The following is a 19,289-nucleotide window of genomic DNA, read 5'->3' as shown; positions in this document are numbered from 1 at the left end:
AATGCTGGTCAACCAGGAATCCGACTCTCTGACCTCACCTTTTGCTGCCCAACTGGATGCAATCGGACGCACTTCGGGCGCGAGTGCCGCGCGGGGTCAGGTGCCGTCGCCGGATTCGTCCCGGCGTCCGAACGCCGCGGCCACCTCCGCCAGTCCCTCCAGGCCGCCCTCGGCGCCGCGCTCACCCACACGGGCGAGCAGGAGGACCCGGGCCGGCACCCCGGCGGCCGCGTACGCGGCGAGCCGGTGATGACCGTCCAGCACCGCACCCACCAGCCACCTCTCCATGTGCCGGGCCTCCACACAGCGATCGTCGATCCAGCCGAGGGCCACGGCGGCGGGCCGCTCCCCCGCCGCGATGGCCGCCGTGTGCCGGGCCACGGTTGCCGGGGCGAGCGTCTCCAGCGGCTGCGAGGGCAGGAGGGCCCCGTACGTGCACGGCACTCGTCCGCCCGGCACCGGCGTGGTCAGTTGGAAGTGCGCGACACCGGGCCAGTAGTCCTCGGGAGGGTCATCGGCGTACGCGGAGTCGTCATCGTCCACCTCCGCCCGGGCCGCCGCGCGGCGGTACCACCACGACCGGGCGGCGTCGGACACCCGCTCCAGCGGAAGGTCGAGCAGGAGGGCGCGGTAGTGACCGGTCTCCAGCTCAGCCAGCACGGGACTCCATTCGGCGAGCAGCGCGGCGTCGAGCCGTTCCAGGCGGGCCAGCCGCCCGCGCATGCGGGCTGCGATCGACCTCGCCTCGTCCTCGGGCCAACCCAGCAACGCCAAGCCCAGCTCGCACGTGTCGCAGTACGAGCCGACCTGGTACAGCGGCTTCCCGTCGAAGGTCAGGGACCGGTTCCAGCGCGGCCAGGTGGCACCGGGCGACGGAGGGTCGAAGGCGACCCGGATCCGGCCCGCGCCGTCGTCGACGGAGAACCGGGCCCACGTGCCGGACTCGACGGCGAGGTCCCGCACCACCGCGGGCGCGCGCTCGGTGCGTCCGCCGGCCCAGGCAGCGCGCACGGCCGCCGCGTACGCCGCTCCGCTCGCGCGCTCCGGCAGGAGCGGGTCGCGTCCGGTGAGCCGTACGAGCGCGTGATGGACGTCGTACACCCGGTCCTCGCCGCTCTCGGCCAACCAGCGCAGCAGGTACGGCACGGCGGCGGGATCGCCCATCAGCTCAAGGGCGACGACGAACGCGGTGTGGTCCAGCCCGTTCACCTCGGACAGCAGGCCGGCGATCGGCGCCGTCCACGCGCGGACGCCGAGACGGCCCAGCGCGAGCGCGGCGCGGCCGCGCACGGCGGGGCTTCCGAGGAGATCGCCCAGGCGCGGGGCGAAGGACGCATCGCCGGAGAGTCCCATGGCATCGACGAGTTCGGATGCGGGCGGGCCGTCGGCATGAGCGCCTGTCCCACCGGATGCGGGCGCCTGTTCCCCGTACGTGCGCAGCAGCTCGGCGGGGAGCCGCAGCCTGCGCGCCACGGCGGTCCTCAGCAGATCCCGGCGGTCGTCGGCAGCGAAGGCCTGCTCGGCCAACAACAACCTCAGCAGCAGCTCGTCACCGGCCTCTCCGAGCACCCCGAGGAGCCAGCCGAAGCAGGGGCGGAGGGCGGCCCGGTCCGCGTCCGACCGGTACAGCTCCTCGACCGCGTCAGCGAGACCGCCGGGCCGGTCGGCGTCGAGCGCGGACAGTGCGGACAGTGCGGACAGCGCGGTCCAAGGGTCGTCGGCACGCACAGCGGCGCGCAGGCGTGCCCGGACCGTGTCGTGTTCCCCCATGCAGGCATTGTCGGCCACGTACGGGAGGGGTGCGGCGGTGTTCAGCGTCGGGCTGCCGCCACAGCTGCCTCCGCTGCGGCCAGGATGCGGTGCAGGACGGGGACCGGGATCGCCGGGTTGGTGACCGCCGCGCATGCCGTGTCGCGGTCGTGCAGGAGCCCGGTGATGACGCGGGCGGGCAGCCGCGGACTGCGCATCGCGGCCCCTCGGACGTGGGCCGCCGGGTCGTTCAGCAGCCGCACCGCGTCGGCCGGCGACAGCCTGGGGTCCTCGGCCGCGCGGTGGCGCACCTGGGCTTCCGGGTCGCGGGCGAGCCGCGCGACGTCGGCAGGCGTGGACTCCGGGTCGTCCAGGGCAAGACGGCGCATCCGCCCGGAGGGGTCGGAGGCGTGGCGCAGCAGTCCCGTACGGGGGAAGTTGGGGTGGCTGCGGGGGCGGTCGGGGTGGGAGAAGCTGCCGTCCCACCACCGCCAGACCTCCAGGAGCATCTCGGCCGGGGCGTCGTCGCACGATTCGGCGAGGAACAGGCGGACCGTCCGGTCCTCGTCCCGTGCCAGACGCTCGACGACGTCCGGTGGAAGCCGCCGGGCGCGGGCCACGCTTCGCCGGACGAGTGGATGGGAGGACGCTGCGAGTCGTCGCATCGCGTCGGCGTCACCGTGGCGGTCCTCGACCCAGGGCAGGGTGCGCGACATCGACGTCGGGTCGAAGTCGTGGCGCACCGCGGCACGTTGCTCCTCATCGAGGTCGGGTCGCAGCGCCACCACCGAACGGATGTCGTCGTACGGGTCCTCCGCCAGGACGGCGACTCCGTGGGCACTGAGCGCCGGGTTGGCGGCCAGTGTCCGGCGTACCTCCTCGTTACCGTCCCGGAGCAGTTCCGCCTCGAGGCCGGGCGCGAGACGGCACTGTGCGAGCGCGCGCCCGGGCTGGGGCAGCGCTGCGAAGACCTCGTGAGGCATGGGGACGGCGGTGTGGTGGGCGAGCAGCGCCGCCGTACGCACCGCGTCGTCGGTGTCGGCCAGCAGGAGCGCCCGCAGCGGCGCGGCGAGGTCCTCCCACCGGGCGCAGGCTGTCGCCCGCACCTGGGGATCGGCGTCGGCCGCCAGGCTGGGGAGGTGGTGCGCGGGGAGCCCCGGGAGTTCGGCGGCCTGACGGCGGGACGGGCCAGCGAGGAGGTCGTCGTACAGGTCGTCGGGGAGTTCGACGCCCCAGGCGCAGGCGTGCTCGGCCAGGAGTGCGCGCCGGCTCGGCGACGGTTCGGCACGGACCAGGCGTATCCACTGGTCGGGCGTGAGCTTGGGCCGGAAGGTGTCCGCGGGGCTCGCGCGCACCTTCGGATCGGGATGCGCCACGGCGGCGTCGAGTACGGCGGGGCGGTCGCAGCCGTGCAGGAAGCCCAGCTCCACATCCAGCAGGCGGATCAACAGCTCGTCCGGGGCGGCCGGGTTGAAGCCGATCGCCTCCGCCCAGTGCAAGGGCCAGGCCGGCCGGCCTGGCACCGCTGCCCAGATCTCGGCACGTTCGGTCTCCTTCTCGGCTCCGGCGGCCTCGGCCGCCTCGGTCAGCCGCTCCGGCAGCCGGTCGAGGGCCGTCACCCGGTCCCCGTCCGCTCCGGGCACCTCCGCGAGCAGCAGCTGCCCGTCGAGGGAGAGCGCCACGAACCCGGGGCCGCCGGTCAGCCCAGGCACGTCAGCAGCGTCGGCGTCGGCGTCGGCGAAACGGACCCGGGTCCACCAGGAGTCGTTGCCGCCGATCCGGTGTCCGAGGACGGCCACCAGGAACTCGCCCTCGGCGCCTGCCAGGCGACGCCACCACACGGAGTCGAGGGCTTCCCGTACCGCGCCGTCCGGCGCCGCGATCCCCCGCGCGATCCGCCAGCCGGCCTCCGGCGGGAACAGACTGCCCGGGTACACCTCCTCGACGACCGTGAGTCCGGCGCGCAGGAGCAGTTCGTGGAGTTCCTCTCGGCGTTGCACGCGATCATGATCCCCGCCGGGTCGCGGCGGAACAAGAGCGGCCGTCCGGGCCGAGCATCGGCCCGAAGGCAACAGACATCAGACATCCGGAATCAGACATCAGGCATCAGGGCGGATCCGCGCTACTCCCTCTCCCTCTCGTGCTCCGGCCCGCCTGCCGCCGCGGCAAGGCTCTGCCGAAGGTGCGTGAGGCGGGCGATCTCGGCGTCCAGGGTTGCCAGGCGATCGGCCACGACACCGTGGAACTCACCGGGGCGGCCGTCGCAGGACCCCGCCGGGTCCTGGACGAGGAGGTCCAGCCGGTGGGCGCGACGGCGCAGGTCCTCCAGGGTGAGGCCCAGAGCGAGCAGGTTGCGGATGACGCGCACGCGTGCCACGTCCGCAGGGCCGTACTCCCGTTGGCCGGACGGGGTACGTGGCGCGGGCCGGAGCAGGCCGCGGGCCTCGTACAGGCGCAGAGCGCGTGGGGTGGTTCCGGCCGCCGCCGCTGCTTCACCGATCCGCATGCCCGCTCCCCGTCGACCACGGCTCCACGCTGTGACTACAGCTCCACGATCGCCGCGCCGAAGGAGCGGCCGGCGATCAGTCGCGGCAACGCCTCCGGGGCCTGCCGCATTCCCTGGATCGCGGTGTACGGGAATCGGATCTCGCCCGCCCGCAGCCAGTCCCCGAAGCGGGTCTCCCACTCCGCCTCGACATCCGGGTGGTCCATGCCGTTGTAGCCGGCGATCGTGATGCCCCTGGTGAGCAACCGGTACGTGTCGAGCACGGTCGGCGCGCTCCCGCCCGCCCGATCCGGGGACAGCTGGCCGGCCAGGGCGCCCACCAGCGCGAACCGGGCTCCTCGGTTCGCCGCGTGGACGGCGGCCGTCAACTGCTCCCCGCCCACGGTGTCGAGGACGATGTCGATGCCGTCCGGCGCGGCCTGGGCCAGCTGTTCGTCGATCGGGGCTCCGTCGCGCAGCACGACGGCGTCGTAGCCGAGTTCCCGCTCCAGTCGCCGGGCCTTGTCCGGTGAGCCGGTGCTGCCGATCACGCGGGCGGCACCCAGCAGGCGGGCGATCTGCCCCGCCAGGGTGCCCACGGCGCCGGCGGCGCCCGTCACGAACACCGTGTCCCCCTCTCGGACTTCGGCCAGGCGGGTGAGCGCGCCGTAGGCCGCGGATCCCTGGGCCAGGTGGGCCACCGGGTCGGGCAGGACTTCCTCCAACGGCCTGCACGCGTCGGCACCGGGCGTCGCGTACTCCCGCCAGCCCTGCAGGTGCAGCACCGACCGGCCCTTCTCCAGCGGGCCGTCGACCACCTCGCCGATCGCGGGCCCGAACAGGGTGTCGCCGGGGCGCAGCGGCGGCAGCGGCACATCACGCGTCTCGCCTCCCATGAGGGTGCGCAAGCCCGGAAAGACGAGGAAGTGGGTGTTGCGGACGAGTACCTGGCCGTCCTCGGGCTCGGGAACCGGGGCCTCGACCAGAGCGAAGTCGTCCGGGGTCGGCAACCCGGCGGGGCGACGGAGGAGTCGTACGAGCTGATGCGTCGTGTTCATGGCCGGACGCTAAGCCCTGACCCATGGGTCAGGGGCAAGCCCGTTCCTGAGAAGGCCAGTTGGCCGACGGGTTCGTCGGCCGCCTCACAGCGCGTGCACGGTCGCGGCGCTGTCCGCCCAGAGCCAGTTCACGGGCCCGTACTGCTTCTTCAGCGCGGCGCGCTCGCGCCCGTAGCCCTTCAGCGCGTCCTCCACCGCCGTCGCCAGGTCGTCCAGGTCCTGCGGCACGGGAACCCTCAGCAGCAGGTGCTGCTTGCGGTGGGCGAGGAGCAGCTCCCCCGCGGGTGTGCACTCCAGGAGGGCGAAGTGGACGAGGGGCTTGAACGGCTTCTCCGCGGTGGACATCCGCGCGCGCAGCACCCCGTCGGCGCTCCAGGCGTACAGGCCGTAGCGGTTGAGATGGAAGGCGCGGGCGCGGTACGGGTCGGCGACGACGGTGAAGTCGAAGCCGGTGAAGGGGCTGTCGTCACGCAGGTGCAGGCCGCCCAGCCTTCCGTGCAGCGCTCCGCGGTCGTCGACGAGGGCGAAGCTGAACTCCTGGCCCCTGTTGCTCGAACGGTAGGTCTTCCCGAAGACCGGGACGACGAACAGGTCGTCGCCGAGCGCTGCCGGGCGGGTCATCCTGGAGTCGAGGTAGCCGTAGAGACTGCCGCTGGTCCCGGTGAGCTCGGACAGGGCCTCGGTCAACGAGGGCGACGGCCGGTTGCCGCGCACCACCGGCTCCTCGCCGTACCGTACGTGCGCGTACCAGTCCGTGTCGCTCTGGCCGTCGGTGCGCGCGTCCAGGGTCGCGATGGCGCGCAGCACGGGCTTGCGGCCCGGCCCGAGGGCCGCACCCGGTTCGGAGACGGCGACGATGTTGAGGTGGGCGCCGGCCCAGTTGCTGAGCCCGTACTCGGAGGTCGCGCACAGCAGTCGACCCGCGGGGGTGACGGCGATCGACGCGGCGAACGGGTCTTCCCCGGGGCCGCGCTGCCTCTCCCAGCCCCAGGGCATCGGCCAGGAGGCGAGGACCGCGTCCAGCTCCGGGGAGAGCAGATGGGTGCTGCCGGGCTTGGAGCTGACAGCGACGGCACCGTCCGGGAGGAGGGCGAGCGTCGTCCCCTCGGCCTCCGGTATCGCCGACGGGCCACCACCCGGCACCGCCTGTCCGAACACGGCGGTGGCGGTGGGCTTTCCGTCGGAGCCGTAGCGAGTGATCAGCTGGTAGCCGAAATCCCGCTCGGCGGGGTCGGCAGTGTCGTCGTCGTACCCGCGGTATCGGCGCAGGCCGGTCAGGACATAGGTGTCGCCTGCCGTCGTCGCCACCGCGTGATCGACCCTCAGTCCCCAGTCGGCGGCGTCGGGATCGAGGTGGTGGGTGTCCAGCAGGGACGCGGGCACGGTGATCGGCAGCAGTGTCATGCCGACATCCTCTCCCCCACCACTGACACGTCGCGAACGTCGCCTTGTAGGCGAGAACAGGGCCCGGACCGCGCGTTGCGGTCCGGGCCCTGCCCGTGCGACGCCGCCCTGCGACCCGGCGGCGGTGCGTCAGCTCTGTGCGGTGTCGTCGCCCGTCTGCGCGGCGGCCCCGGTTCCCTGCGTCTTCTCGCGCATCTTGCGCACCAGCTCCGCCTTCTTGTCGGCCGCGCCCTGGCGGTCGAGGTTGCGGTGCGGACCGTTGTTCTGCCGTTCGGCACGGGACAGCTTCTTGCGCTGGCCGCCGCCCTGGCCCACGGGGTTGTTGATGTTCTTGCTGTCGGTCACGGGTTCTCCCGTTGGTGGTGTGAAGGGGTCTGCGGATTCATCGGCGGGGGGACGGGTACCGCTGCCTCGGAGGACGGGGTCAGCAGGTCCGTCACGCACTCACTCGTGAATCGGCGTCTGGAAGAACATGACAAAGACGTTACCCGGTCCCGTCGGCCCCGCCGACCACAGCAGCGGGCAGCCGGCCGTTCAGGTAGTCGAGCAGTCGGGCCATCGGGAGGAGCTCACGTGCAGGCGTCCTCCAGGACGACCTCCCTCACCGTGCACAGCGTCACGCGGAGGCGGTCCAGGTCGGTGGAGCCCAGCGCGAGGCGGAGTGCCTGGGGCGTATGGGTGGAGGTGGTGTACGGCTCCGCTGTGGAGACCGAGATGTGCTGGCGCGCGAGGGTGGCGGTGAGGCGGTCGGCGCGTGCGTCGTCGGGCAGCGGGAGCCAGGTGAAGTAGGACGAGGGGTGGCTGACGAGTGGGAGGCCTGCCAGTTCCTGGGCGGCGATCGCCTGGCGGGCCTGGGCGTCGTCGCGCTTCTGCGCTTCCAGCCGGTCCGCCGTGCCGTCGTCGAGCCAGCGGCAGGCGATGGCGGTGGTGAGGGCCGGGGTGTTCCACGTGGTGGCCCGGATCGCGCGTTCGAGCGACGGCAGCAGAGGTGGCGGGGCGACGACGAAGCCGACCCTCAGGCCGGTGGCGATGCTCTTGGAGAGTCCCGAGACGTAGAGGGTGATGTCGGGCGCGGACGCGGTCAGCGGCGGTGGCGGGTCCTCGGCCAGGTAGGCGTACGAGGCGTCCTCGATGATGAGGGGACCGTACTGCCGGGCGATCTTGATCAGTCGGGCACGGTCGGCCGCGTCCATGACCCATCCCAGGGGATTGTGCAGCGTGGGCATGGTGTAGATCGCGCGCACGGGCCGTACCGCGCACAGCTTCTCCAGGGCGTCGAGATCGGGCCCGCCGGGAGTCACCGGGATCGGCTCCAGGTCGAGCTGGAAGGCGTGCGCGAGCACCTTGAAACCCGGATACGTCAGTGCGTCGACCGCGACGACGTCGCCGGCCTTCAGCGTGGCCATGACCGTGATGGCCAGGCCGTGCTGGGCACCGCCGGCGACGACGACCCGCTCCGCGTCCGTGGTGATGCCGCGGCGCCTCAGGTGGCGCGCGAGGGAGGCTCTGTCCTGGGGACGTCCTCGATGCGGCTGGTAGCGCAGCAGCGAGTCGAGGTCGCCGGAGGCCGCCACCTCCCGGAGGGCCTGCCGCAGGAGGTCGGCCTGGCCCGGCACCGAGGGATAGTTGAAGCTGAGGTCGACCGCGTCCGCGGCGACGGCCTGCTGGTCGATGCCATGGCCGGCGGGAACCGCGAGGTCGCGTACGAAGGTGCCGCGTCCTTGTTCCCGGCTCACGACGCCCATCGCCTCCAGTTCCGCGTACACCCGCGTCGCGGTCACCAGGGCGATGCCCTCGCGGGCGGCGAGAGCGCGGTGCGTCGGCAACCGCGCGCCCGGGGCCAGTCGCCCCGAGCGGATGTCGGCTGCGAGGGCGTCGACCAGTTGTTTGTAGCGCGGGGCTGCCATGCGCCGCATTGTATGCATGACAATTCTTTGACTGTCCTGTTCGCGCGTCCTTACCGTCGTACTCCACCCAGTCGGAAGGACATCCGCCGTGCACATCGCCATCCTCACCTTCGAGGGCTACAACGAGCTCGACTCCCTGATCGCGCTCGGCGTCCTGAACCGCGTCAGGACCGACGGCTGGCGCGTCACCCTCGCCACGCCCAGCCCCAGGGTGACGTCGATGAACGGGGTCGTCATCGAGCAGATGTCCACGCTCGAGGAGGCGTGTGCTGCCGACGCCGTCATCGTCGGCAGCGGCATCGCGACCCGTGAGGTCGTCGAGGACCCCGCGATCATGCAGGTCCTGCGGGGCCTGGACCCCTCCCGCCAGCTCATCGCGGCGCAGTGCTCCGGCGCGCTCGTGCTTGCCAGGCTCGGTCTGCTCGACGGCATCCCCGCCTGCACGGACCTGACCACGAAGCCCTGGGTCGTCGCCGCCGGCGTCGAGGTGCTCAACCAGCCCTTCTACGCCAAGGGCGACATCGCCACCGCCGGCGGCTGCCTGGCCTCGTCGTACCTCGCCGCCTGGATCATCAGCCGACTCCAGGGCCACGACGCCGCCGAGAGCGCGCTGCACTACGTCGCTCCGGTGGGCGAGAAGGAGCTGTACGTCGAGCGCGCCCTGGGCAACATCACCCCCTACCTGCCCGTCTCCGCACCGGCCCTCGTCTGAGCCCGGCTCGCCACGCGGCCGACAGCCACCGGGCACGCTCAGGCTCCCGAAGCCGCCCCTCCCCCGGCGAGGGCTTCGGCCCGCCGACGGTCCAGTTCACGCTGGACGCGGGCGACGTCCTGGGCGTACGTCCGATACAGGAGGCCGAGGAAGGCCCCGTTGACCGCCATGAGGATGACGAGGACCCAGAGGAAGACCACCCGCAGGCCGACCGCGTCGCCGAGGAAGCCGGCACCGAGGCTGAACGCCGCCCAGGCGATGGCTTCGAAGACGGTGATGTAGACCGCGAAAGCGGCACCGCGGAGTTCGGGCGGGGTGATCGCCATGACCATCGGGCGGTTGACGCCGGGGTTCACGCCCTGGGCCAGACCCATGAGAGCGAAGAAGAAGGCGAACAGCCCGATGCTTCCGTAGTCGATCTGGGTGCCGAAGTACGCGACGATCCCGAAGGTGAACTGCGCGGCCTGGAGGACGGCGACCAGGCCGTGCCGCGGACTGCGCCGGGAGGCCCAGTCGGCCAGGAAGCCTCCGAGCAGCGTGCCGGCGAAGTACCCGATCCCCATCGGGAGGAGTACGACGGACGCCACCTGCACGGAGAAGCCGTACGCGTCGACGAGGAAGATCACGCCGAACGTGCCGACGAGGAGATGGCCCGAGAGCAGTCTGGAGCCGAGCAGGATCACGAAGCTGGGGATGCGGAACAGGGCCGCGACCTGCCGGCGGGTCACCTTCGTCTGTGTCTCGCGCACCGTGCGCCCGAGGTCGGCGAGCTGGTGCTCGGACGCTCCGCGCCCCGGGTCGCGCAGCCAGATCCAGAGGGCGATGCCGAAGAGGACGTTGAGCGCCCCGATCGCCCACAGGCCCCAGCGCCAGCCGTCCTCGACCCCCGCGAGCTGCCCCTTCAGGGCGGCGAAGACCGAGGAGGCCAGCGCGAGACCGCCGTAGAGCATGCCGATGGCCCGGCCTCGGGTCTTCTTGTCGAAGAGGTCTCCGACGACGTCGGTGGCGATCGGTCCGGCAGCCGCGTATCCGGCCGCGAGTACGGTGCACAGGACGAGGAGCTGGGTGAAGTCCTGGGCGAATCCGGCCGCGATGCCGAAGGCTCCCCAGAACCCGGTGGCGAGGACGAGGACGCCCTTGCGGGACCAGCGCTGGGCGACCCACACCCACAGCGGGCCGGCCAGTACGCCGACGATCTTTCCGGCGGCGGTCAGGATCCCCAGCGCGCCGAGCGAGACGCCGAGCGCCTGCCTGATCACCGGGAACAGGCCGCTGATCAGGCTTGCCTCGGTGTTGTCGACGAGCAGGGCGCCGCCGAGCAGGGAGAGCTGCCGCCAGCGGCCCTTCACCGTGGTGCCGGTCGGGTCCTTCGTGGTTCTGGTGGGATCCTCGATAAGCTCGGGCATCACGTCACCTCTTTTCTTCGCATCGTTCTTCGCAGGAGTTGTGGGAGAGGGGTGTCTGCCGGTGACGGGGTTGCCGCCCCGTCACCGGCCTCGTGCACGCTTCGTGTACGCGTCAGAGCTTGGCGAGTTCCTCGGCGACCTGTCGGAGCTTCTCGGCGGGCAGCATGCCGCCCGCCATCGCGGCGATGTCGATCAGCGGGGTCGGTCCCAGGAACTGCAGCAGTTCGGAGTCCGCGATCCCGGGCAGGTGCCGCTTCAGGATCTCGGCGGCCACCACGTCGCCGAGGAGCGTCGCGACGGGCGTGCGCAGGGACAGCCTCCCCTGCGGGTAGTCCTCGGTGCGCGGCAGAGGCACGGCCGCGCTCTCGGCCCGGCCCCGCTGGGCCCGTACGAGCAGGTGCGCGTCGGTCACCGCGCCCTCGGCGGGCAGCCCGAGCCGTTCGTACTGGCCGGCCGGGGCTTCGGTGCTCCGCATGAGTTTCACGAGCAGCGTCGCGAGCCGCAGTTCCACCTCGTCGTCGACGAGCGGACGGAGCTGTTCGGGGTCGTCGCGCAGGTCGAACAACAGGCTGCCGTGGTGGTACGGGTTGACGAAGGTGCGGCCCGGCATCCGCAGGGTGCGGACGCCCTTGGTGAAGCCGAACGGTTCGGCGAGTTCGAGGTCGGCCAGCTCCGCGGGGGTGAAGCGGCCCCGCATGTGCGTCGGCATCAACGTGTACTCCTCCAGCGGGGTGTTGGAGGCGTCGACGGGCGCGCGCATGTAGACGTACCGGCCGTCCGTGATGTTCACGTGGCCGCCGTGGATGCCGAACAGCCCCGCCTCGCGCAGGTCCGTGTCGGCGGCTTCGGACAGCGGAGCGCCCTGCATGTCGACCGGGCGCTCGACACCGAAGTACTCGAGGAGCGTGGGGGCCAGGTCGATGGTCTGGACGAGGGTGTCGCACCGCTCGCCCGCGCCGCCGGAGCGCGGGTCCCAGGCGAACAGCGGCAGGTGGACGAGCTCGTTGTACCAGGGCTGGACGGACTTGCCCCACCAGCCCTTCTCGCCGAGCAGCAGGCCGTGGTCGGTGTTGACGATCAGCAGGGTGTCGTCCCAGAGGCCGTACGCGTCCATGGCGTCGAGGACCCGTCCCAGGGAGTGGTCGCACATGGAGAGCAGGGCGGCGTACTCGAACCCGGCGTGCGCGACCTGTTCGTCCGTCTCGACCACCCGCTTGTAGTCGGGCCAGTCGAAGTGCGGTCCGTCGTAGGCGTGCGGGTAGAGGTCCTTGTACCGCTGGTGGCTGAAGAACGGCTCGTGCGGGTCGAAGGTCTCGATCTGCACGAACCAGCGGTCCTCGGCGTGGTTGGTGCGGATGAACTCGAGACCGGCGTCGAACGTGAGCGTCTGGGGGTGCCGGTCCTCGGTGGCCATGTGGGGCCGGTTGACCCAGTCCTGCCGGTACACGGCCGAGCGCATCCGCTTCAGGTCCTCGGGGATCTCGGGATCGGCCACCTGTCCCTTCCAGGGGTCGCCCTCCTGGCCGCGGAAGAACTCCCAGGAGTTGTACCGGCCGTGGTAGGTGGCGCCGCCGTCCTCCCAGTAGTGGGGATGGTCGCTGACCAGGTGCGTGTACACCCCGTTCTGCTTGAGCAGTTCGGGCATCGAGTCGTCGAAGGGTTCGAGCGGTCCCCAGCTGCGGTGGAGGAAGTTGTAGCGCCCGGTGTGCAGTTCGCGGCGGGCGGGCATGCACGGCATCGACCCCGCGTAGGCGTTGTCGAAGGTCACCGTCCGTTCGGCGAGCCGCGCGAAGTTCGGGGCGTGTGTCCAGTCGCCGCCGTACGGCGGCAGCATCCGCCGGTTCAGGCTGTCGAACATCACCATGATCGCCCTCATCGGACGGACTTCCCTTCGGTCAGGCGCAGCTCCATGCGCTCCAGCCAGGCCACCCACCCGTCGACGGCCTCTGCCCCGCGCTGGTGCAGTTCCTCGTGGACCTGCCGGGCGAGCTCCTGGTCGAGTTCGGGGATGGGGTCCTCGAAGTGGAGTGCGCGGTCCCTGTCCCGGTTGCGGGCGATCTGCTCGCGCCGGTAGGCGAGTTCGGTGCGGATGAGCCGTACGGCGGCCTCCCGGTCCAGGGGGACCGTGATCGAGAACCGGGCGACGAAGTCGACCTCCTGGAATCGGCTGGTCGGCTCGTACGGGCCGCGGACCCAGGCGAGCAGCGCGTCCCGCCCGGTCTCGGTCATCCGGTACACCTTGGCGTCCGGCCGGCCTTCGCGCGGATCGACCTGGTGGGCCACCCAGCCGTCCGACTCCATGGTGCGCAGCGCCCGGTAGATCTGGCTGTGGTGCGCCCTGGACCACAGGAACTGACCTTCGATCTGCAGCCACTTGCGCAGGTCGTACCCGCTGTGGGGCCGTTGTGCCAGCAGGGAGAGGAGGACGTACTCCAACTTCACAGACCCGACTCCTATGTGCAATGTTTCCTATGTGCGGCCATTCATATCCTCGAGACGGAGGCCCGTCAATGCGTTGCTGCGTGCCTGAAACGGAACCTTCACAACGGCCGGGCCCGGTCGACCCGGCCCCGGCACCGCCCGTCCACGACGAGGAGCGGCTGCCGGGCGGGGGCTTCCTCATGGGGGACGCCTTCGGGGAGGGCTACGCCGACGACGGGGAGGGCCCGGTCCACGAGGTGCGGATCGCCCCCTTCTCGATCGACGTCACGGCGGTGACGGTCACCATGTACGCGGCGTTCGCGAAGGCCACCGGGTACGTCACCGTCGCCGAGCGGGAGGGGAGTTCGGCCGTCTTCCATCTCGCCGCCGCGGCCGAGCAGACGGACGTCCTCGGTGCCGATCCCTCGGTGCCGTGGTGGCTCCAGGTCCGGGGGGCCGACTGGCGCCACCCGCACGGCCCGCTGTCGGAGGCCGATCCGGACCACCCCGTGGTCCACGTGTCCTGGGACGACGCGACGGCCTACTGCACGTGGGCGGGGCGGCGGCTGCCGACCGAGGCCGAATGGGAGTACGCCGCCCGCGGCGGGCACGAGGGCCGGCGCTTCCCCTGGGGCGACGAACTCACCCCGGGCGGACGGTGGCAGTGCAACATCTGGCAGGGGCCGTTCCCCTACGCCAACACCGGGGCCGACGGATGGCTGGCCACGGCTCCGGTCCGCTCGTATCCCCCGAACGGCTTCGGCCTGTACGAGGTGAGCGGCAACGTCTGGGAGTGGTGCGCCGACTGGTTCGCCGCGGACTTCTACGCGCACTCCCCGCGGCAGGACCCCCGAGGTCCCGGTTCGGGCACCCGCCGGGTCATCCGGGGCGGCTCCTACCTGTGCCACGACTCCTACTGCCACCGCTACCGGGTGGCCGCCCGCTCGGCCAACACGCCGTCCTCAAGCAGCGGCAACTGCGGCTTCCGTACGGCGGCCACGTAGGCGGCCACGGCGGCGCGGCGTCGGCCGACGTCACGACGGCAACGCAGGCGGCCACGGCGACGCAGCGTCTGCCGATGCCGCGGAGCACGGACCCCGCCGGTCTCCCGCAGGGCCGGAGCCGGGCCGTGAGGACGGCGCGGAGATCGGGCTTCCCCGGGCCCGACCCACCCGCCTCACCTTGATCTCTGTCGACCAGTCAGGTGATTCCCCGCGAGTCGAGCGGCACATCCCTTGCATGCCGGGCCCCATGACATCTGATGAGCCGCGACTCACCGGTATGACAATCAGCCCACCATGAAGGAGTTCACCGTGACTCTGTCCAGCCCCCTGCGACTGACCGGCGTCCGCGCCGGTGCCACTGCGGCCGCGGCGGCCGCCCTCGCCGGCGTCGCCCTCGTCGGCGCACCGGCCGCCCACGCCGCTCCCGGCGACAGCGGCGACCTCAACGTCCGTTCCGCCGGCTGGCACTCGCGAGGCCAGGACGGCGTCGAGGTCTGCGCCTTCACCCTCGTCGCGAGCAACTTCGAGTCCTTCCCGGCGGTGCCCTGGACGATCACCGAGCAGCCGCCGACCGTGCCCCCCGGCGACACTCTGGTGAGCACGCTGCCACTCGTCAACGGCGCGGCCCGCAGCGAGCGTTACCTCCTGCCGGAAGGAACGTACCAACTCGTGTGGACGGTCCCGTCCGGCCCGAAGCACAGGAGCTTCAAGATCGACTGTGCCGGCCGTGCCGCGGCCCAGGGCCCGAACCGTCCGGCCCGCCCGAGCGGCAGCCCCGCCGCGGAGATCAACGCCGGATCGGACTACCGGCAGCCGTCCGGCTCCGTCCCGGCGGGCGGCGGCGGGGTCCCGGACCTGGAGACGCTCAGCGCCGAGGAGGAGTCGAACTTCGGCACGGGTGCCGCGCTGACCGCTGCCGCGGCGGGCATCGCAGCGCTGGTCGTGGTCCGCCGGTCCGCAGTGCGCCGTGCCCGCAACGAGGCCTGACACGCACCGCCGACGTCCACGGCGGCGGGGGCCGAGTCGCGCATGCCGACTCACGATGACCCTGTCAGTGACCTTCGCGTCACTGGCGGGCCTCGTGTCGGCCTGCTCGGACTCGTCAGAGGAACTCGGCCCCCCGGCCGTCGCTGCCCGCGCGGACGATGCCGCGGGCGGCGGCGCTCCACGGGTTCCACCGGCCGCGCACGCGCCTCTGGCGCGCTCGCGGCCGGTGCGGATCGCCGTTCCCGCTCTCTTCGTCGAGGCGCCGCTCACCTCTCTCGGCCTCGACGCGCGCGGACGGCTGGGCGCCCCACCACTCGACAGACCGATGACGGCGGGCTGGCACAAGGCGGGCCCGTCCCCAGGTGAGGCCGGCACGGCCGTCCTCGTCGGCCACCGCGACACGCTCACCGGCCCCGCGGTCTTCCTCAACCTCAAGGCTTTGCGCCGGGGCGACTCGGTGAAGATCACCCGCGCCGACCGCAGTACCGCCGTCTTCACCGTCGACGAGGTGAACACCTACGACAAGGACAAGTTCCCGGACGACAAGGTGTACGGATCCACCGACCGTCCGGAACTCAGGCTCATCACCTGCGGCGGCCGCTTCGACAAGAAGACCGGCTACGCGGCCAACGTCATCGCCTTCGCCCACCTGACCGCGGTGCAGAAGAAGACTGCCTGAGCCCCTCCGGGGCCCCGGAGGTCCTCGCGTCGCTCGGGCGGCCCCTGAGACCTCGGGGTCGCGCAGCCCGACGCGGTCGGAGGCCCGGAACCGCAGGGCCGGTCAGGTGCGAGGCGAGTGCGCGCCGGGCCGCAGGAAGGCGAGGCCCGTCGGTGTGTTCAGGCCGGTGGAGGGAAGGGTGGTCTGGCCACCGCCGGTCTCCCGGACGCGGACCACGCGGTTGTTGAAGCCGTCGGCGATGTACAGGCCGCCGCAGCCGTCGAGTGCCAGACCGAGCGGGTCGCTGAGACCGCTGGTCGGGACGGTCGTCTGGCCGCCGCCCGCCGCGATCCTCACCACGCGGTTGTTGCCGCTGTCGGCGATGTAGAGGTCCCCCGCGGCGCCGAGTGCCAGTCCGGTCGGCTGGGAGAGGCCGATGGCGGGGATCGTGGACTGGCCGCTGCCGTCACCAGGCACCTTGACGACACGGTCGTTGACGAAGTCGGAGACGTACAGGTTCCCGGCGGCGTCCAGCGCAAGCCCCCAGGGGTGCAGCAGACCCGAGGTCGGTACGGTCGTCTGCGTCCCGTCGGCCACGGACACCTTCACGACCCGGTCGTTGAAGCTGTCGGCGACGTAGAGGTTCCCCGCCCGGTCCAGGGCGAGTCCCAGCGGACGCGACAGGCCGTCGGTGGGGACGGTGGACTGGCCGCTGCCGTCCGCGGCCCTCACGACCACGCGGTTGTTGCCGGTGTCCGACACGTAGAGCCGGCCCGCCTCGTCCCCGACCATGCCCGTCGGCCGTACGAGACCCTCGAAGGGAACGGTCGTCTGGTCGCCGTCCCCGGCGGGCAGGGCGACGACCCGGTTGTTGCCGTAGTCGGACACGTACAACGGCGCGTGCGCGGAGGGCCGCTCCTCCGGCGCGGGGGTCGCGCCCGCCGCCGTCGTGGACAGCGCGCACAGCGCCACGAAACCCACCGCGGCGGCGAGCCGGCGGGCCCATCGACGCGAGGCGCGTGCTTCTGGCTGCGCGAACGTCACCGTTCCGGACCCTGCCGTCGTACGTGCCATGGCTCCCCATCAGGTCTGAGCGGCCGGCCCGCTGCCGTACCTGCCCCGACCATAGGAAGCGGCACCGACCGCGGCGGGAACCACGCCGCCCGTCCTGCCTGGGGCCACCCCAACGCCCCAGACGTCGCCAGACCTCGCCGATGAGACGTAAGTCGGGACCCGTCGACCCGTCACCTGCGCCGCGCGAACAGACGATAGGCCGCGAGGAGGATGAGCGCTCCGATGATGGCCGCGATCCACGTGGAGAGATCGAAGAACCCGTCGATGGAGTCCACGTCGAACAGGACCTTGCCGAGCCATCCGCCGAGCAGACCGCCGGCGATGCCGATGAGCGTGGTGACGATGATGCCGCCCGGGTCCTTTCCGGGCATCAACATCTTGGCAATGATGCCCACGAGAAGGCCGAGGAGGATCCAAGCGATTATTCCCATGATTCCTTCTCTCTCACAGGGGAATTGTCCGTCCGTGGCGATCGCCGCGGGGAGGACGACCCACACGTACGCACGCCTCAGGTCGGGCGATCACGAAAGCTTGTCCTTCGCCTTCTCCTTGAGGCGGCGGGCCTTGCCGCGCGCCTGCAGCGCTCCGCCCTTGGCGGCCAGCTTCTCGTTTCCCACGGCGTGTGCGGACTTCCTCACGGACTTACCCGCGACTTCTTCCATACGCGCCTTGGCTTTCTCCCGAGCACTCATGGCTCTTCCCTTCAGAGATCCGGCCCCGGCCCCGGTTCCCTACACTCTGTGCCGAAGGGGCGCTGGAAGCACGGCGTGGACGGCGCGTCGACAGGCCGTGCGCACGCTCCACACCATCAACCGGAGCTCCCACTTGGTCAATCGCACGAAGCTTCGACGAGCGACGGCCCGCGGTGTCCACCGGGACAGCACCCGGCGCCTTCCGCGGCCGTATCCGCGTCGACCCGCGCCGCATTTCACCTTCATCTCCTCCCGGCGCCCTGCGTGAGGGATGGACTTCTTGACATTTAGCCGCCACTAACGCCTCTGCACCATCCGTTCAAACTTAAACATCGATTACGGAAATACTGGACGGTCGCGCCTAGCCCCACCGCTGCGAGTGCTCGGATGAGCGCATCACGTCACATGCGAGCAGGGCATGCTTGAATCCGCCCCGCCGGGGCAGCCGCAGAGCAGGCCCGAACAGGGGCCGCAGCCGGATCGAGAACAGGCCCGGAGATCGTCGAACTCGCCCAGGGGTTGAAGTGGTCGTCCGCATAGGTGTCGAAGAAGAATTCCATGTGATCGATGTCGAGAGCGGCGCGCTGACGCCTCGGGCCGACGCCGTACTAGGGCGGCTTCCCCGGCACAGGGGCGACTTCACCCAGGAGCTCCCCCAGTCGGTCGTCGAGTCGAACAGCGGCGTGCACACGCTGCTCGACGAGCTTTACACCGACCTATCCTCGGCGCGGCGGCGTCTCGACGAAGCCGCTTCCTCTCAGGGCCTCGCGATCATGGCCGCGGGCGCGGCCCCGATCGCGCGACTCGGAGCCGTACCCGCGACCGACGACCCCCGCTACCGAGCCATGACGGAGGAGTACCGGCGCGTCGCGGACGAGCAACTGATCTGCGGCGCTCAAGTGCATGTCGACGTCCCCGACAAAGACACCGCCGTACGGGCGCTCTGCGCGATCAACCCGTGGTTGCCGCCTCTTCTGGCGCTGTCCGCGAGCTCTCCCTACTGGCTCGGGTCCGACACCGGCTACGCGAGCTGGCGCACCATGATCTGGCAGCGCTGGCCCACCTCGGGACCGGCAGGATGCTTCACCGGCGCCGAGGAGTACGACGCCGCGGTGGACGAGCTGATCGTCACCGGCGTCATCAGCGACCCTGGAATGATCTACTACGACGTCCGCCCCTCCGCGCACCTGCAGACGCTCGAACTGCGGATCTGTGACGCCTGCCCGCGCGTCGAGACGGTGGTTCTGCTCTCGGCCCTCTTCCGGGCTCTCGTCGTCGACGCCTGCGCCCCGGCCGATGCGCCTCCCTGCGACGACCGGCACGAATGGCTGCGCACGGCCACGTGGCGGGCCGCGCGATCCGGCCTCGAGGGCGACCTGATCGACCCCGCCACCCACCGGCCCGAGCCGGCTCCGCACGTGGTGCGCAGCTTGCTCCGGCGGCTGCGCCCGACGCTGGAGGCGTACGGCGACTGGGAGCTCACTCAGAGCCTGACCGAGGAGGCACTGGCCCGCGGCAGCGCCGCGCACCGCCTCCGCCGAGCGGCCCACGACAACGACCTGCTCGCGGCCGTGGACCTGTTCCTGGCCGAGACCCGCGGTGAGAACTGGAACCGTCGCGGTCGGGCGGGCGCACGGCGCAGGACGACCCGCACCCGGGCGGAAGACGTGCCGGCGCAGGCCCGTCGGAGGTGACGCACCCGCACTGCCGATCACGCGGACCGCCGATCTCA

Annotated in this window: 17 protein-coding genes; 5 read left to right on the top strand and 12 right to left on the bottom strand. The window is 71.6% G+C overall.

The window, feature by feature from the left end:
* Window positions 1-96: 96 nt before the first annotated feature.
* The 7 genes from AMK27_RS06800 to AMK27_RS06770 form a co-directional block, all read right to left on the bottom strand.
* The gene (locus AMK27_RS06800; RefSeq protein ID WP_143204816.1) at window positions 97-1,770 is read right to left on the bottom strand and encodes a hypothetical protein; all 1,674 of its coding nucleotides are present in this window, start codon (window positions 1,768-1,770) and stop codon (window positions 97-99) included.
* A 41-nt stretch (window positions 1,771-1,811) separates the two neighbouring features.
* Complete coding sequence (locus AMK27_RS06795; RefSeq protein ID WP_073903521.1) at window positions 1,812-3,749, bottom strand: hypothetical protein; 1,938 nt, start codon at window positions 3,747-3,749, stop codon at window positions 1,812-1,814.
* A 122-nt stretch (window positions 3,750-3,871) separates the two neighbouring features.
* Window positions 3,872-4,255 (bottom strand): MerR family transcriptional regulator, encoded by a 384-nt coding sequence (locus tag AMK27_RS06790; protein WP_073903519.1) that lies wholly within the window; start codon window positions 4,253-4,255, stop codon window positions 3,872-3,874.
* 35 nt (window positions 4,256-4,290) lie between these two features.
* Window positions 4,291-5,292, bottom strand: coding sequence for an MDR family NADP-dependent oxidoreductase (locus AMK27_RS06785; protein ID WP_073903517.1), 1,002 nt, complete (start codon window positions 5,290-5,292; stop codon window positions 4,291-4,293).
* Between the two features lie 84 nt (window positions 5,293-5,376).
* Window positions 5,377-6,696, bottom strand: coding sequence for a hypothetical protein (locus AMK27_RS06780; RefSeq protein ID WP_073903515.1), 1,320 nt, complete (start codon window positions 6,694-6,696; stop codon window positions 5,377-5,379).
* A 129-nt stretch (window positions 6,697-6,825) separates the two neighbouring features.
* Window positions 6,826-7,041, bottom strand: a complete 216-nt coding sequence (locus tag AMK27_RS06775) for a DUF6243 family protein (RefSeq protein WP_073903513.1) — start codon at window positions 7,039-7,041, stop codon at window positions 6,826-6,828.
* Window positions 7,042-7,265: 224 nt separating this feature from the next.
* Complete coding sequence (locus AMK27_RS06770; RefSeq protein ID WP_073903512.1) at window positions 7,266-8,603, bottom strand: aminotransferase-like domain-containing protein; 1,338 nt, start codon at window positions 8,601-8,603, stop codon at window positions 7,266-7,268.
* Window positions 8,604-8,691: 88 nt separating this feature from the next.
* Between AMK27_RS06770 and AMK27_RS06765 the strand changes: the two genes are divergently transcribed.
* Window positions 8,692-9,315 (top strand): DJ-1/PfpI family protein, encoded by a 624-nt coding sequence (locus AMK27_RS06765; RefSeq protein ID WP_073903509.1) that lies wholly within the window; start codon window positions 8,692-8,694, stop codon window positions 9,313-9,315.
* Between the two features lie 38 nt (window positions 9,316-9,353).
* On the opposite strand, the gene AMK27_RS06760 is transcribed toward AMK27_RS06765, so the two are convergent.
* The 3 genes from AMK27_RS06760 to AMK27_RS41720 all read right to left on the bottom strand — a co-directional run bounded on the left by AMK27_RS06760 (window position 9,354) and on the right by AMK27_RS41720 (window position 13,163).
* Window positions 9,354-10,721 carry an MFS transporter gene (locus tag AMK27_RS06760; RefSeq protein WP_073903507.1) on the bottom strand — a complete coding sequence of 456 codons (1,368 nt, stop codon included), beginning with the start codon at window positions 10,719-10,721 and terminating at the stop codon, window positions 9,354-9,356.
* Window positions 10,722-10,833: 112 nt separating this feature from the next.
* Window positions 10,834-12,585, bottom strand: coding sequence for a sulfatase (locus AMK27_RS06755; RefSeq protein WP_338014284.1), 1,752 nt, complete (start codon window positions 12,583-12,585; stop codon window positions 10,834-10,836).
* 8 nt (window positions 12,586-12,593) lie between these two features.
* Window positions 12,594-13,163: a PadR family transcriptional regulator gene (locus AMK27_RS41720; RefSeq protein ID WP_073903502.1), complete on the bottom strand. Its 570-nt coding sequence runs from the start codon at window positions 13,161-13,163 to the stop codon at window positions 12,594-12,596.
* A gap of 68 nt (window positions 13,164-13,231) precedes the next feature.
* Between AMK27_RS41720 and AMK27_RS06745 the strand changes: the two genes are divergently transcribed.
* The 3 genes from AMK27_RS06745 to AMK27_RS06735 all read left to right on the top strand — a co-directional run bounded on the left by AMK27_RS06745 (window position 13,232) and on the right by AMK27_RS06735 (window position 15,812).
* A complete protein-coding gene (locus tag AMK27_RS06745; protein WP_073903499.1) occupies window positions 13,232-14,146 on the top strand; it encodes a formylglycine-generating enzyme family protein in 915 nt (304 codons plus the stop codon).
* 309 nt (window positions 14,147-14,455) lie between these two features.
* Window positions 14,456-15,133 carry a hypothetical protein gene (locus AMK27_RS06740; RefSeq protein ID WP_073904048.1) on the top strand — a complete coding sequence of 226 codons (678 nt, stop codon included), beginning with the start codon at window positions 14,456-14,458 and terminating at the stop codon, window positions 15,131-15,133.
* Window positions 15,134-15,188: 55 nt separating this feature from the next.
* Window positions 15,189-15,812 carry a class F sortase gene (locus AMK27_RS06735; RefSeq protein ID WP_073903497.1) on the top strand — a complete coding sequence of 208 codons (624 nt, stop codon included), beginning with the start codon at window positions 15,189-15,191 and terminating at the stop codon, window positions 15,810-15,812.
* Window positions 15,813-15,914: 102 nt separating this feature from the next.
* On the opposite strand, the gene AMK27_RS06730 is transcribed toward AMK27_RS06735, so the two are convergent.
* Together AMK27_RS06730 and AMK27_RS06725 are read right to left on the bottom strand one after the other, a co-directional pair.
* Window positions 15,915-16,865 (bottom strand): SMP-30/gluconolactonase/LRE family protein, encoded by a 951-nt coding sequence (locus AMK27_RS06730; RefSeq protein ID WP_079188232.1) that lies wholly within the window; start codon window positions 16,863-16,865, stop codon window positions 15,915-15,917.
* Window positions 16,866-17,035: 170 nt separating this feature from the next.
* The gene (locus tag AMK27_RS06725; RefSeq protein ID WP_073903491.1) at window positions 17,036-17,296 is read right to left on the bottom strand and encodes a GlsB/YeaQ/YmgE family stress response membrane protein; all 261 of its coding nucleotides are present in this window, start codon (window positions 17,294-17,296) and stop codon (window positions 17,036-17,038) included.
* A 785-nt stretch (window positions 17,297-18,081) separates the two neighbouring features.
* On the opposite strand from AMK27_RS06725, the gene AMK27_RS06720 reads away from it, so the two are divergent.
* Complete coding sequence (locus AMK27_RS06720; protein ID WP_073903488.1) at window positions 18,082-19,251, top strand: carboxylate-amine ligase; 1,170 nt, start codon at window positions 18,082-18,084, stop codon at window positions 19,249-19,251.
* The last annotated feature ends 38 nt before the right edge of the window (window positions 19,252-19,289 follow it).

Origin of the sequence: Streptomyces sp. CB02009 (genome assembly GCF_001905825.1) — a bacterium.
GTDB lineage: Bacteria > Actinomycetota > Actinomycetes > Streptomycetales > Streptomycetaceae > Streptomyces.
This window is presented reverse-complemented; position numbering and strand designations above follow the sequence as displayed.

What these genes read in the sequence shown, in the direction of transcription:
- AMK27_RS06800 (WP_143204816.1), bottom strand. Translation starts at nt 1,770, where the DNA reads ATGGGGGAACACGACACGGTCCGGGCACGCCTGCGCGCCGCTGTGCGT.
- AMK27_RS06790 (WP_073903519.1), bottom strand. Translation starts at nt 4,255, where the DNA reads ATGCGGATCGGTGAAGCAGCGGCGGCGGCCGGAACCACCCCACGCGCT.
- AMK27_RS06785 (WP_073903517.1), bottom strand. Translation starts at nt 5,292, where the DNA reads ATGAACACGACGCATCAGCTCGTACGACTCCTCCGTCGCCCCGCCGGG.
- AMK27_RS06780 (WP_073903515.1), bottom strand. Translation starts at nt 6,696, where the DNA reads ATGACACTGCTGCCGATCACCGTGCCCGCGTCCCTGCTGGACACCCAC.
- AMK27_RS06770 (WP_073903512.1), bottom strand. Translation starts at nt 8,603, where the DNA reads ATGGCAGCCCCGCGCTACAAACAACTGGTCGACGCCCTCGCAGCCGAC.
- AMK27_RS06760 (WP_073903507.1), bottom strand. Translation starts at nt 10,721, where the DNA reads ATGCCCGAGCTTATCGAGGATCCCACCAGAACCACGAAGGACCCGACC.
- AMK27_RS06755 (WP_338014284.1), bottom strand. Translation starts at nt 12,585, where the DNA reads ATGGTGATGTTCGACAGCCTGAACCGGCGGATGCTGCCGCCGTACGGC.
- AMK27_RS06745 (WP_073903499.1), top strand. Translation starts at nt 13,232, where the DNA reads ATGCGTTGCTGCGTGCCTGAAACGGAACCTTCACAACGGCCGGGCCCG.
- AMK27_RS06735 (WP_073903497.1), top strand. Translation starts at nt 15,189, where the DNA reads ATGACCCTGTCAGTGACCTTCGCGTCACTGGCGGGCCTCGTGTCGGCC.
- AMK27_RS06730 (WP_079188232.1), bottom strand. Translation starts at nt 16,865, where the DNA reads ATGGCACGTACGACGGCAGGGTCCGGAACGGTGACGTTCGCGCAGCCA.
- AMK27_RS06725 (WP_073903491.1), bottom strand. Translation starts at nt 17,296, where the DNA reads ATGGGAATAATCGCTTGGATCCTCCTCGGCCTTCTCGTGGGCATCATT.